This window comes from Flagellimonas olearia, from assembly GCF_004150225.1.
GTDB lineage: Bacteria > Bacteroidota > Bacteroidia > Flavobacteriales > Flavobacteriaceae > Flagellimonas > Flagellimonas olearia.
Genome location: NZ_ML142908.1, coordinates 55,264 through 69,848, shown reverse-complemented (window position 1 = coordinate 69,848; position 14,585 = coordinate 55,264). Strand labels below are relative to the sequence as shown.

The window sequence follows — 14,585 nt, the reverse complement described above, 5'->3', positions numbered from 1 at the left end:
GATTATTTTATTTCTTGATTCATTATTCTGTTCACTAACCCTCGCTTCAGTGTTGTTCGTTTTTCCAATAGGTCTTTGGTTAGTTCTATATTCTCATCCAAAACCCGTATTAGTTCAATAATCTCCTGTTGTTTTTTGATAGGGGGTAGGGTAATGGTTATTTGCCCCAATTCTTTTTTAGGAATCGATGTGATTGTAGCGCCAGCTCCAATAAGTTTTAATTCGTATTGAATTTTTTCTGAATTTAGGTAATAGGCTAAATATTCTCCTAAGACATAGTCGGTGTTAGGTCGTATGATGTAGAAAAGAGAAGAAGGGATGGCTTTACCAAAATTAGGGTCGTATGGCCATGCGAAAATACGATGTCCCTTACCAGCTAAAATTAAATCATTTGGCTGCAACAGGAATTTATCGTTTTTCCCATCAAGTTCAATATAGCTATCTTTAAAATCGGTTGGATTATAAAGTTTGTCAAAATGACCAGCATGCAAGTACTTAATGCTACCTGTATGATGAGGCTTTTCGTATAACCCAAACTGGATGTTGGCGATATTTTGGAGCTTTTGCTTAATCAACGTATATTTATTTGAAACTTTCTACAACGAAAATAGTAAAATAATTTTGTAGGATGTTTCAAAATACACCAACATCGATGAAATGTGTTTAAATATCGATGAAATGCGGTATTATCTTGCATTTACACGTTTAACTGTCCATCTTGCTTCTGGTTCAAGCAAAAAATCTTCCCCATATTGCATAAAATGAAGCTGAACAGTGTGATTTCCAATGCTGCAAATTCTTAATAAGGTTAATCCATTCACTAGTTTGTTATGGACATTGGTGCTTGAAACTTTTAGTTTGTGAAATGCAACACCAGAATCCTCCGTACCCTTCACTTCATATTCTAGCCTATCATTTGGAGAGTATACAATTAAATCTACCCCATCAATATTATACTCAAATTTTGGGTTTTCGTATATACTATTAAAATAGTATTTGGCAATCTGAACTGCTTTCTTGCCAATATCAGCATTATTGCCTTTTTTGGGATATGCTTTTTCAAGGTGTTCAAATTGGTCGGTGGTTAGAATGAAATCAATTGTTTTCATTGAAAGCCTTTTCTTTTATTCTGTCAGTTATGGTTTTCCAAATTTCATTCCTAGCATCTGACGAAATTCTTGCTTGTGGGTGGGGAACGGCTCCTAACGGATATTTTGAGAATAGTATTCCTGTGTAACCGTAAACTGTTTTTTTGTTTACATCATCCCAAACAGAAAATTCTTGTTTGCTGGATATATGTTGAGAAAGAGCATAATTTGACTTGCCTAGCATCAATGTCCATGGAGGGTTTATAAAGTCCACATATTCTTTGAACAATGGATAAGCAAGTTCCCAGTCAGTGTTTTCTAGTTGGTGTGCTTTTGGTGTTCTGAAGAAACAAAAGTTGGAATAATTTAAATCCTCTATTTCTGAGTTTAGATATTCTCTGAAGTACTTTCTGCTATGGGATATAAATTGCCAGTCCCTTTTACGATGCTTTTCGGGATACGTGGTCTGTTGGCCTATATTGTTCCCTCCCCAATTCAAACCGAAAAACAAGCCTTTGCTTATTTGAATAGGTGTTTCGCATATAGCTGAATTCCAATTTTTGTCTTGATGCTTTTCAAATGTCTTGCTTTTCAGAAATAATGCTCTGGTCTTCCCCATAAGCTGATGAAAGAATCGTTCTTCGCTGGTCATAAAAAGAAATTATATTTTTTGTGGGGGAATGTAATCCACGTATAATGGTGGGATTTCTGGTAAGAAAAATAGTCATAAAATTTCAGACTTCATACTACGCACCATTGCAATATCGCAATTTAGGTTACCCCCTCCTTGCTTGAACGCCCATGTTCAACCCCCGCCCTTTGGTTTGATGATTGGGGGCTACCCCCTCTAAGTTTGTTGTATGGACTGATTGTTTTTGGATATTTCTGAGTGAAGTTAAAATGTCGGGAAAATATCGGGCATAAAAAAAGCCATTCGACTGATTTTCAAGTGAATGGCTTCAAGTTTAGTAGCGGGGACTGGACTCGAACCAGCGACCTTCGGGTTATGAGCCCGACGAGCTACCTACTGCTCTACCCCGCGATGTGGACGGCAAATATACAACCGTTTTTCGGTTATTTCCAAACAAAACCCAATATTCCTAAATCATTTGGGGCTATACTGCTGAAAATCCCTAAATTCGGAGTTTTTGACCCTATGAAAGCAATCAATGATTTTCTGTCCTCTATACTACCATACACTGAATGGCCCATGCTTCTATTACTGATAGGAGGAGGGGTTTTCCTGATTTTTTACTCCAAATTTACGCCCTATCGCTATTTCGGGCATGCCATTGCTGTAGTTTCAGGAAAGTATGATGATAAGAATGCCAAAGGGGATGTGAGTTCATTTCAGGCATTGTCAGCAGCAGTAGCGGCCACTGTAGGCTTGGGGAATATATCCGGTGTGGCCATTGCCATCCATGATGGGGGGCCAGGGGTTGTTTTTTGGATTTGGATGACTGCACTTTTGGGCATGGGTATAAAATTCTATTCCGGTAGTTTGGCCATTATGTTCCGGGATACCGATGTCGATGGAAAATTACAGGGAGGCCCTATGTTCTATATTACCAAGGGAATGGGAAAATGGGCAAAGCCCATGGCCATTTTTTTCAGTATTTGCGGATTGTTCGGTTTTCTGGGCGTGTTTACCGCCAACCAGTTTACCGAGGCCTTTATGGGGGTGATAAAGCCCCATGAAACTATATTGATGACCAGTGAATTTAACTGGAAACTGGGTATTGGATTCGTTTTGGCCATAGTTACCTCCATCGTTATCTTTGGGGGGCTCTCCAAAATCGCCAAGGTGGCATCGGCCATTGTGCCCTTTATGGTAGGGGTATACCTCTTGGCCGTGATTTTTGTGATGGCAAATAATGCTGGGGAAGTATTGCCGGCCCTTAAGATGATTTTTGTGGAAGCTTGGAATTTTGATACCATAGTCACGGGTGGATTCTGGGGCCTGGTGATAGTAGGGGTACGCCGTGCCATGTTTTCCAATGAAGCCGGTCTGGGTAGTGCACCCATGTACCACGGACAATCCCGTAACGATGAACCTACCAAGGAAGGATTGGTGGCCATGTTGGGCCCATTTATAGATACCATAATGGTTTGTACCTTTACCGCCGTGGTCATTATTTTGAGCGGGGCTTATCTGGAGGATGGCAGCGGAATTACCATGACCATGACCGCTTTTGAAACAACGCTTTATGGGGTTGGGGACATTTTGTTAATGGTGATAGTAACGGCATTTGCCCTTTCCACACTGTTTACCTATTCCTATTACGGGGTAAAATGCCTTTCATTCCTAACAAACCCCAAAGTGGGTAAGTGGTACAACGTATTTTTTATAGTGATGGTGGTTTTTGCCACGATTGCATCGTTGGATTTAGTGAAAAATCTCATAGATTTATCCTATGCCCTAATGGTAATTCCCAACATGATTGCCGTACTGTATTTATCACCCAAAGTAAATGAGTCGGCCAAAAACTATTTTAAAAAATTGAAGCAAGGTGGCGCATAGATCAGGTTTTGTAAATATCATTGGAAATCCCAACGTAGGGAAGTCTACCCTAATGAACGCCTTTGTAGGGGAGAAACTTTCCATTATCACCTCCAAGGCCCAGACGACCCGTCATCGGATTTTGGGTATTGTCAACGGGGACGATTTTCAGGTAATCCTTTCCGATACCCCGGGGATCATCAAACCTGCTTATGAACTCCAATCTTCCATGATGGATTTTGTGAAATCGGCCTTTGAGGATGCCGACGTCTTGCTCTACATGGTGGAAATCGGTGAAAAAGCACTCAAGGATGAGGCTTTTTTCAAGAAAATACAGAACAGTAAGATTCCGGTGTTGCTATTGCTTAACAAGATAGATACGTCAGACCAAGCAGCTTTGGAGGAACAGATGCAACATTGGCAGAATGTGCTTCCCAATGCGGAGATCCATCCCATATCAGCCTTGGAGAACTTCAATGTAAAGGAAGTCTTTGAACGTATTTTGGAATTGCTGCCCGAAGCCCCTCCTTACTACCCCAAAGACCAATTGACCGACAAACCCGAACGTTTTTTTGTCAATGAGACCATCAGGGAAAAAATATTACTGCACTATAAAAAAGAGATTCCCTATTCGGTAGAAGTGGAGACCGAGGAGTTTTTGGAAGACGAAGATATCATCCGAATCCGTTCCGTGATCATGGTGGAGCGCGATACCCAAAAAGGAATCATCATCGGCCACAAGGGGAGTGCCTTAAAAAGAGTGGGTGTGGAAGCTCGTAAAGACTTGGAAAAATTCTTTGCAAAGCAAGTACATATCGAACTCTATGTGAAGGTCAACAAAAATTGGCGCAGCAACAGCCAACAACTTAAGCGCTTTGGGTACAACAACTAGACCGATTCTCGGGGGAATCCAGAGACCATTTTCCTAAAAAAATCCTTGAGTTGCTCCATTTGGGGTTTTCCCTTGGATTTTCCCATACGGCCAAAAGCATATAGCCCAAACCAAATCAATACCAAGAAGAACATGCCCACGAGCAATAGGGTCACATCCTTTCCCAACGAATGGTTGGAATAGGCAAATACACCCAAAATCACAAAGAGGGTGCCCACACCAAAATGCAGGAACATAAAAAAGGTCCAAAGTGTGGGGTTGGGGCCAAAGACCCCATGAATTTGGCTCTCTCCTTCCTCAAAGGAAATGAGTTCCAGGTGAAGTTGCGGGGACCAAAAGGTGATTTCAGAGGGTTGGAACCGGATGTAGATATGCTCATCCAAACGTTTTACCACAAATTGTCCGTCCCCAACCGAATCAAAAACCTGCTTTATGTGGTCCAAATCGGTTTTCAAGGCCAACTGAAATCGGGGCCTAAGGACAATCTCATTGGTGAAATCACTCATAACATATTGAAATAGATAAAAGAAGGTATCATTTTTTCTTCATAATAAATGGTACTTTTGCCAAAATTTAATGCTGATGGGAGCTATAGTAGCCATCGTAGGGCGACCCAATGTAGGGAAATCCACTTTTTTCAACCGATTGATACAACGCCGTGAGGCCATAGTGGATGCCGTGAGCGGGGTAACCCGTGACCGTCATTACGGGAAGAGCGACTGGAACGGTCGTGAATTTTCCTTGATCGATACGGGAGGATATGTGTTGGGGAGCGATGATGTTTTTGAAAAGGAAATCGACCGGCAGGTGGAACTCGCCATAGGCGAGGCCGATGCAATCATCTTTATGGTCGATGTGGAATCCGGGATTACCGGCATGGATGAGGATGTGGCCAAATTGCTCCGTAAGGTTGATAAGCCTGTTTTCTTGGCTGTGAACAAGGTGGATAATGCACAACGAATGGCAGACGCCGTGGAATTCTATGCCTTGGGATTGGGGGAGTACTATACCCTTTCCAGCATCAATGGAAGTGGAACTGGGGAGTTGCTGGATGCTTTGGTGGAAGTATTGCCCGATGTAAAGGAAGAAGAAAGTGAATTGCCCCGTTTTGCCGTAGTAGGGCGACCCAATGCAGGAAAATCATCCTTTATAAACGCCCTAATCGGGGAAGACCGTTACATTGTTACCGATATTGCCGGGACTACCCGGGACAGCATCGATACCAAATACAACCAGTTCGGGTTTGAGTTCAATTTAGTGGATACTGCCGGAATCCGAAGAAAATCCAAGGTCAAGGAAGACTTGGAGTTTTATTCCGTAATGCGTTCCGTGCGGGCCATTGAGCATTGCGATGTCTGTATTTTAATGTTGGATGCCACCCGTGGTTTCGATGGACAGGTGGAAAACATTTTCTGGTTGGCCCAACGGAACAACAAGGGAATCGTGATATTGGTGAATAAATGGGATTTGGTGGAAAAGGAGACCAATTCCGTGAAAGAATATACCGCTAAAATTAAGCAGGCCATCGCACCTTTTGAGGATGTGCCCATTCTCTTTATTTCGGTAATGACCAAGCAACGGATTTACAAAGCCATCGAAACGGCAGTGGATGTTTTCAAAAACCGTTCAAAGAAAATCGTGACCCGCAAATTGAACGATATTATGCTTCCTATCATTGAGCATACCCCTCCACCGGCCTACAAGGGCAAATATGTGAAGATCAAGTTCTGTACCCAATTGCCCACGCCCTATCCGCAGTTTGCTTTTTTCTGTAACCTGCCGCAATATGTGCGCGACCCGTACAAGCGATTTTTGGAAAACAAGCTTAGGGAGCATTTTGATTTTACAGGAGTTCCCATCACCATTTTTATGCGGAAGAAATAGGCTCAATTTTCTGAAGCCAACCGAACCTGGATGGATTGTTCAAGGCGATTGCCCAAATGATCCGTGGCGGAAAGCACATAATCCCCCGGTTTGATGTCCAGAATAAGTTCGTGGAAATTTTCGGTCTTGCCCAAATAGGTCTTATCCAAATACCAGTACACAATGGCATTGGATTGCTGATGCGCCAATTTTAAAACAATATCGGAAGTGGTATTGCCCAAATCCTTGGGGAGCAAAATGGTCTCATTCCGCTTCGGGTAAAGAAAATCCATAGGTTGGCTTTCCATGGAAGAACATCCGTCCAGATACGGAGGTAGCGGTGCGTAATTGGGGTGCGATGTGGTATAATAGTACTCCAGCACGGGGGGGAGCACAAACCAGTTTTGGGCCACCATGTCTTCCAAAGGGTAGCAGTTGGAATGCACCCGAAATTGTTCCGAGGCATCCAGAAATACCTGCTGATGATAGGGGCAGGGACCACTTCGTGTACCGTGGGTGGGCACATGCTCCTTTTGGGTTTCGCTACAGTAGACCGAAGCACGGTAACCACTTTGGGTGCACACCTCCAACTCGATCAGGTCATCAAAAGGTTCTTGAAACCAATTGCTGTAGGGCAGGGCGTCCAGTACATCAAAAAGAATAGGGGCTGCTGCGGTGATTCCAGTTAAGCCGGGTCTGCCTTCGCCATCGGCATTGCCCACCCAGACCCCAATGGTATATTTGGGAGTGGTACCCACGGCCCAGGCATCCTTAAATCCAAAACTAGTGCCCGTTTTCCAAGCAATGGGCTGGGAGGAATCAAAAAATTGCCAATTCTCACTCCCTTCCGGACGGTTCACCTCCATCATGGATTGAAAGGTGTCATAAATGGCTCCTGCCCCAAAAATGGGTGGGTCAAATTGTTGTTCCCCAAAATCCGGTTTATCCTCTAGAAGATAAGAAGGTTCCAAAAACTCGGTTGGGCGGTAGGTGCTCGAGTGGTCCACAAAATAATTCAAGGTGGAGGCCAAGGCAGCATACGTTTGGGTCACTTCCCATAAAGAGCTTTCGGCTCCCCCGAGAATCAAGGACAATCCATAATACGAAGAGGGTCGGTCCAGTGATTCCAAATTCATTTTCTTGAGCTTGTTGTAGAATTTTTGCAACCCATACTCCCTAAGCAATCGTACTGCGGGGACATTCAAAGAGCGGGAAAGTGCCCTGCTGGCCGGTACCGCGCCCACATGTTTTTTGTCGAAATTCTGAGGATGGTATCCATTGATGACCGTGGGAACATCCTCGACCAAACTATGGGGCAACACAAGCCCTTCATCCAGCAAGGAAGCAAAAAGAAAGGGTTTTAGGGTACTTCCAGTACTTCTGTTCTTGGTGATGACATCCACGTAATTGGCATGGTCTTTCCCCGAAGGGGAATTCCCCACATAGCCCAACACTTTGCGCGATTCCACATCCAGGGCCAAAACGGCCAGATTATGGATTTCGTTACTTTTTAATTGCTGATAGTGTCTTTCGGCCAAAAGGTTGAGTCGATTTTGTAGGGGGCGGTCAATGGACGTTGTGATGCGTTGTCCAGGATGTTCATTTCTAATCCGTTCCGTGAGATGGGGCGCCACATCTGGGAGAGGCATGGGTTTTTGGGGCAAGGGCTCCTCCAAGGCCAATTCATAGGTGGTTTCGTCTATCACACCCTTATCCCGTAGCTTTTGCAGCAATCGGTTACGTTTGTCCAAAAGCACCTGTTCATTTCTGCCGGGAAAGATAAGGGAGGGTGCATTGGGCAAAATCGCCAATGCCGCCGATTGCCCCCAACTCAATTCATGGGCGGGTAGGCCAAAGTAGCGCCATGCAGCCGTTTCCAACCCCACCACGTTGCCTCCATAAGGGGTATGCGAAGCGTACAAATTTAAAATCTCCTCTTTGGAATATCCCAACTCCAAGCGGGTGGCCATAAAAATCTCAATACACTTTTCCCAATAGGTGCGACCCCTGTTTTTCCGACTTAGGCGAATCACCTGTTGGGTAATGGTGCTTCCACCCCTACGGGTTTTTTTGGTAAGGTTGTGTCCAATCGCCTTGACGATGGAGATGGGATTGAAGCCGGGATGTCTGTAAAAATATTCATCCTCAAATAATAGGATACACTCCTCGAAACGCTTGGGAACGGAGTCCAACTGGGGAAAACGCCATTGCCCATCATCGGCGATCCTAGCCCCGATCAGAATCCCATCGGAACTGTTGACGACCGTGGAGGTAGGGTCTTGGAACAGTTTTTTGGGCAGACAGAACAACCATAAAATCAAGACAGCGCCAAGGACACTTATCTTGATTTTATGCTTGGTAAGCGTTTTTCGTAGGGGCGATATGTTTTTTATCCACGCCACATCACTGAACCACTTTAATCCATTGTCCTTTGTTTCGGGCTTGGTAGTTATTGTCGTACATGGCTTCGGCTTGGGCTCCGGGCAGATAGTAATCGCCTAGGAACGAAGCATTCAGTTTTATGGTGAAGCTTTTTGATTTTTTCGGACCAAGATCAAAATATAGATGGGTACGGTCGTCCCTTGTATCCACATAATCCGCTTTGGAAGCATTGCCATTGTCACCACCCGCATAGGAAGTATCCACAATCTCCCATCCGCTGGGCACAATATGGGTCAGGGCCACATTGTCCACATAATCATTGGAACTGTTGTAGACCGTGATTTTTGCCTGGAATTCGCTTCCTTGCCGAAGCTCGTTCACATTGATTGCGTTTCCAATGGCATCCAGATAGGCCACAGACAGATTCAGGTTTTGCTGTTGCGCCAATTCTTCACCAACGGGAAGTTTCCCGGTTTGTGTGAGGGTGGCATATATGGTATTGCCCTGTTTGTTGTTTATCTGCAATTCATTGCTGAAAGACGTAATGGCAAGGCCTCTTTGTGCAATGGCTCTATCGGTTTTTACCGCTGTTTCTTTTCCATTTTGGGTAAAAGTCAAATCAATGGACTTACCGCCGTTCTTCAGCACCATTTTAGATAGGGAGAGTAGGGCATAGGCCGTTTCCTGGGTGCTGTACCAACGTTGTGATGATAGGTTTTTGGCCAAGGAAATTGCCAGCTCCCGTTGTTGGGCATCCCCCAAAATGACCAAGGTTTCCAAGGCCATGGCCCGGTTTCGGAACACAGAACCATAGGTTCTGTAATTGTAATTGTTGGGAGTGAAGTCGATGTTCGCCTTTTGTGCAATCTCTTGTGCCACTTCTTTCTTTCCAGCCAAGGCGTAAGCCGCTGCCAAACGCCATTTGGCCTCGTTGCTCAGGTTTTTGGATTCTCGTAGTCGGTTCATGGCTGCCAGTTCCGGTTGTTGAGCCAAGGCCAAGGTGTAGAGGCGGTAAGCCTGTGCAACATCAGTGTTGTATCCCGTAGCTTGATTGCTCCATTGGCGGGCCGTATTCTTTTGGTATCGCAACCAATTGCTCAAGAAGGTCAATGGCAGTTGATAGCCTTGTTGTTTGGCCTCCAACATAAAATGACCGGCGTATGAAGTGCCCCAATCATCGGCATTGCCATAACCTGCCCAGTAGCTGAGTCCGCCAGATGGGGTTTGAAAATCACCCAATCTGCGGATGGCTGCCTTCACATTTTTCTCGATGTCTTTTTTTCGTTCAAAAGTAACATCCAAGACATCGGCCAAATATAATTGCGGGAATGCAGCGGATGTGGTCTGTTCCACACAACCATGGGGGTAGCGCAGCAGATAATCCATTCGTTTTGAAAAATCCATGGGGGGGAGGGTAGAAAACTCCACAAACGCCTCATTGGTTCCCGAAGTACCGAAGGTTTCAAAGGATAGGGTCTGCGAACCATTGGCATCAATAGTGTACAGTTCACTTTTTGTGGTGATCGGGTTGGGGTTTTCTACATCAATCTCGGTTTCACTACTGGCATTTTCCCCAGCACTCGAAGCCGTAACCTTTATGGTTTGGTAGGAGGTTGTGGGGTTGACTTTAAAATCAAAATTCACGATCTGTTCCCCAACCGAGCTGAACGTAATACTTTTAGAGGTGCCTTCAATGGGTTCTAAGGCTTTGCCTGCATCAATGGAAACTGTTACGTTTTTCACTTTGGGCTCCATGGCAAAGACCGTCACAGGAATAGTCACTTTTTCGCCGGGGGACAATTTTCTGGGAATGGAGGTCAATACCATCAGAGGTTTGCGTACCGGAGTGGTTTTTTCGGTATTCCCATAAGCGCTGTTGCCATTTCCGGCCACCACCATGGTTCGAACGGCACCCACGTAGTTGGGCATGTCAATGGTATGGGATGCTTTTTCGCCAGCTTTCAAGGTGAAAGGCCCCAGATAGGTGACCACAGGTTTAAAGCGCTGTGCCTTACGGTTTTTGGCCCCGGCACCGATTCCACCCCCACCAATGGCGTAGATATTGTCCACACTGATGGAGTAGGCACCCATGACATCATCAAAAATATCAAAGGTCTTTACCCCCAATGCCTGTCTTGCATAGAACGAACTGTGGATGTCAGGGGTCTTGAAACGGGTCAGGTCCAATAGACCTTCATCTACCACGGCCAAGGAATAGGTCATAGGTTTTTTATTGGCTTCGGAAACGGTTACCGTATAGGATTTCTCAGGTTGAAGCACCTCGGGCATGGAAAGCTGTGGTTCCAAAAAGGTGGCCGGGTTTTCAACCAAAAGGGGCACCACGCCATACAGACGGATGGGCAGATCATTCTTTACCTGTCCATGGGGCTGCAACAAGGAGATATTAATATAGGCATTGGGTGCCATTTCGGCCGTGATGGGTATGGTGGCCTTGGTTTCTTGGGCCGAGGTCTCGATCCATTGTTGGGAAAGGACCTCGGTTCCATTTTCAATACTGATCAATGCGCGTCCACCCCTATCCGAAGGGAAGGTGACTACAGCTTCTTCTCCCAATTGGTATTTTTCCTTATCAGCAGAGAAGACCAGGATTTTGGAACTTTCGGTATCCCCGGAAGCGGGTCTTTTCCACCAATTGCGGTAGAAATAGGCTGTTCGGCCTGTGGCGTGGCCAGAGGCTTCATCAATCACCCGAATCAAGAAACGCCCACCTTCCTCGTCGGGAACTTTGATGTTGAAGTTGGCTTTTCCATCGGCACCCGTGGTTATTTCCATTTCCTTGAAGGGACGGTGTACCGTGGCATTCTCGTATCGCGAGAGATTGTCATACCCTCGATTCCACCACCAGCGCCATTCAATTTTGAACACTTGAACCTTTAATTTTCGATTCCCTGATGGTTTTCCCTGATCATTGACCGAGACCACATCAAAAGAGGTGTTCTCATCGGTCAGGAAGGAGCCATAGCGTTTGGCTTCTGGTGAGCGAAGCCCGACAAAATGTGAAAATGGGGCCAGTTTTTTGGAAAAGACATCGATGGAGAAATCCCCACCGCCTTCAAACACTTTTGTGGTAAAAGTAGCCTGCAGCATGCCGGGAGCATTGCCATTGATGCTGATTTTTTCGTTGATGTCCAAAACCCCATTGGCATCCAATTTTGAGGTGATCCATTGTAGCTCGGTCTGGTTGAAACTCCGCACGGGATCTTGGAAAACATATCCCTTGAAGTTGGGGAATGCGCTACTGCTTTGTTCCAAGGAGGCATTGATATCGATTTTAAGGTTTCGGGCAGGTGCTCCGTGCAACCATTGAACGGTTGCTTTCCCTTTATTGTTGGTGTTGGCCTTAAGGACTTCATCGTCAAAGGTAAAGTCTACTTTGAGTCTGTTGGGCTTTACGGTGGCTACTTTTAAGCTCTTATTGAACTGGGCCCCACCCACAATGATTTTGGCATTCCAGGTCCCGGTCGGTGAATTGGGTTGGGTGGGAATGGGGAAATAGTGGAACTTTTCCTCTTTTTTGGCATAAAGTCCTTCAGATATGGGAGCGGCTTCCCCACTGAGCACATTGCGCTGCACCAATTTGCCACGGGCATCGCTGACTTCCAAGGTTACCGGATGATCTTTGGGCAAGGGATTGCCCTTGTCGTCCAAGACAAAGGTAAGGTGGATGACATCGCCAGGGCGGTGCACTCCTCTCTCGGTATAGATAAAGCCTTGGAGTCCCTTTTGAAGTTCCTCCCCAGAGACATCGAACTTGCTCAAGGAAAGGGCGTTGCCATCCGCTAGTTTGGCATAGGCAAAGTTGTTGTTCTTTTGGGCCACGGCAAAAGCAATGGATTTATCACTGTCAAAAACAGCGAAGCCAGAAGCATCCGTGGTTACTTCACCCACCAGTTGTTGTTGGAAATTGTACAGTTTTATGGGAGTATCGGCTTCAGGTTTGGTAGTCAGTAGATTGGTCACTGCAAAATGATGGGAGCGATTGTTTCCCTTTTTTACAATAAGTCCAAGGTCACTGCCCAATAAATTGGTTGAGGCAATGCGGTCGTAATTGTAATAGGCTTGGTGACATGGATTGTCGCGCTTTTCCCAATTGTAGCTGTAATTTCTCCAGTAGTAGATTTCATTGTCCCAGTATTGTTCCTCCAACGATTCATCGCTGGAGCTTTGGGAGACGTATTCCTCGATTTCTTCAGGATTGTCCGTATTGCCACAATCATAGGTGGTGTGTTCTTTTTTGAAGCTGAACTCTACCCGATACAAGGAACCCGGGTGAATCTTTATCAACTCGGATAAATCCAACGCATGTGCCTTCCAATAGCTGGTATTTTCAGCACCTTTTTTCGCCAAAGGAATCACTTTGTGGGCCACCCTTCGACCCACAGGTCTTAAATCGGGGTCGTAATCTTGGGTGAGGTCATTGTTCTGCAGGTATTGCAGCATGTTGTTCTCATACACCTGGATGACCCTTACTTCAACGGCGGAAAGGTTTACGGTTTCAAAATAAATGGGAGTGGATGCGGCATTGGGCAGGATGGTTCCTTTGGAAATGAGCCGAACGGCAGGCTTTAATTGCTCAAATGAAACCAGTTCAGAAAATGTGTTTTTTAAGGTAAAGCCATACTCGCTTTTAATGCCTTCAAATGCATTGACGCGGACTTCCCCTAGGATTCGGTTGGATGGATATACTTTTAGAAGGTTTCCATCGATTTCATAACGGAGACTTTCGGCATTTTCAATGGTGACCAGACCCTTTAGGTTTTGATTGGGTTTAAGGGGTTCCGAAAAGTTTAGGGTCAACACTGCATTGGGAGCCGAAGTGGTCTTGGCATCCACGATCACAAATTTGTTCAAGCCTGGAATCGGATAGGTCTCGGAGCCTTGGTTGTCCACACCCAATGCTTTTCCATTCCAATTGATGAGTAGCTCACTGTCTTCTGTTTTGCGTGAAATACTGTCAATTCGAAAACTGAAATATTGGGCATTTTCCGTGGTTTCGTCCCATGTGATCGGTACGTTGTTGCCATTTTGTTGTACAGAAAGTACTTGAATGGCTTTTGAGGTTTCCAAGATATCGGAAGCATCCAAGGTCCCTGTCAAATATTGCCAATCCTTGCTATAGGATTGCAGGGTGCCCAAATTGATCTTGAAGTTTGGGGCAATGGTCTTAAAGCTGAAGGTATATTTTTTAAAATCTCCCTCAATACCCTCAAAAAGCTTGTTGAGGGCCACTGTGACGGTGTATTCCGTGTCAGGTTTTAGGTATTCCGAAGGTTGGAAGGTAAGTTCCCGGCCATTTTCTATGATCAGTTTTCCATCGACTTTGGGAGAAATCTTGAAATATTCATTGGGGAGTTCCTGGGTAAGTTCATATTGGTCCAATTGCTGTGCCAAGGCAAGGGTGATGGGGGTGGAAATACTTTGGTTTCCATGGGTATGGTAACTGATATACTCCTTGAACTTGAAGAGGTTGTCCGTTGCGGTTTCATCAGATTTTTTCTTACAGGAAACAGCTAAAACAAGTAGGGATACGAAAAGAAATTTACAAAAATGGGACATGCCAAACGGGAATTGATTAAACTAAGACTTTTGCCAGAACCAAGATAGTTAAAATTGGATACAAGGCCTTTACTAGTTTACGGATGGCGTCTATGGATTTACGAATGGATCTTTTGGCAGGGATGTCTCATTATGAAATATTTATGATTTTGAGGACATTCGATACCAAAATTTCGTTAAACCGAATGGTTCGCTTTATATAAAATAATATTTTTCTGTAGGAATTACCTCAAAACCAGAAAATAGACAACCATTTGACCAAGTCGTTCATAGTATCTGCTCT

Annotated in this window: 9 protein-coding genes and 1 tRNA gene; 3 read left to right on the top strand and 7 right to left on the bottom strand. The window is 45.0% G+C overall.

Annotated features, from left to right (window positions below; genetic code table 11):
- Nucleotides 1–2: 2 nt before the first annotated feature.
- The 4 genes from DN53_RS05600 to DN53_RS05585 all read right to left on the bottom strand — a co-directional run bounded on the left by DN53_RS05600 (nt 3) and on the right by DN53_RS05585 (nt 2,130).
- Entirely contained in the window at nt 3–575 is a 573-nt protein-coding gene (locus DN53_RS05600; RefSeq protein WP_129653423.1) for a restriction endonuclease subunit S, read from the bottom strand.
- 111 nt (nt 576–686) lie between these two features.
- Nucleotides 687–1,109: a hypothetical protein gene (locus DN53_RS05595; RefSeq protein WP_129653422.1), complete on the bottom strand. Its 423-nt coding sequence runs from the start codon at nt 1,107–1,109 to the stop codon at nt 687–689.
- Nucleotides 1,096–1,740: a hypothetical protein gene (locus tag DN53_RS05590; protein WP_129653421.1), complete on the bottom strand. Its 645-nt coding sequence runs from the start codon at nt 1,738–1,740 to the stop codon at nt 1,096–1,098. Before DN53_RS05590 ends, DN53_RS05595 begins: the two co-directional genes overlap by 14 nt.
- A gap of 317 nt (nt 1,741–2,057) precedes the next feature.
- Nucleotides 2,058–2,130: transfer RNA gene (locus tag DN53_RS05585), tRNA-Met, on the bottom strand.
- A gap of 114 nt (nt 2,131–2,244) precedes the next feature.
- On the opposite strand from DN53_RS05585, the gene DN53_RS05580 reads away from it, so the two are divergent.
- On the top strand, nt 2,245–3,609 hold the full coding sequence (locus DN53_RS05580; protein ID WP_129653420.1) for an alanine/glycine:cation symporter family protein: 1,365 nt from the start codon (nt 2,245–2,247) through the stop codon (nt 3,607–3,609).
- Complete coding sequence (era, locus tag DN53_RS05575) at nt 3,599–4,480, top strand: GTPase Era (protein WP_129653419.1); 882 nt, start codon at nt 3,599–3,601, stop codon at nt 4,478–4,480. The genes DN53_RS05580 and era overlap by 11 nt, the downstream gene beginning before the upstream one ends.
- On the opposite strand, the gene DN53_RS05570 is transcribed toward era, so the two are convergent.
- A complete protein-coding gene (locus tag DN53_RS05570; RefSeq protein ID WP_129653418.1) occupies nt 4,477–4,986 on the bottom strand; it encodes a GTP-binding protein in 510 nt (169 codons plus the stop codon). The two genes, era and DN53_RS05570, sit on opposite strands and share 4 nt — an antisense overlap.
- A gap of 76 nt (nt 4,987–5,062) precedes the next feature.
- On the opposite strand from DN53_RS05570, the gene der reads away from it, so the two are divergent.
- On the top strand, nt 5,063–6,364 hold the full coding sequence (der, locus tag DN53_RS05565) for a ribosome biogenesis GTPase Der (RefSeq protein WP_129653417.1): 1,302 nt from the start codon (nt 5,063–5,065) through the stop codon (nt 6,362–6,364).
- Between the two features lie 2 nt (nt 6,365–6,366).
- Here der and pbpC read toward each other — a convergent pair whose 3' ends face one another.
- Nucleotides 6,367–8,745, bottom strand: a complete 2,379-nt coding sequence (gene pbpC / locus DN53_RS05560; protein ID WP_242502076.1) for a penicillin-binding protein 1C — start codon at nt 8,743–8,745, stop codon at nt 6,367–6,369.
- A gap of 1 nt (nt 8,746) precedes the next feature.
- Nucleotides 8,747–14,302 (bottom strand): alpha-2-macroglobulin family protein, encoded by a 5,556-nt coding sequence (locus DN53_RS05555; protein ID WP_129653416.1) that lies wholly within the window; start codon nt 14,300–14,302, stop codon nt 8,747–8,749.
- Between the last annotated feature and the right edge of the window lie 283 nt (nt 14,303–14,585).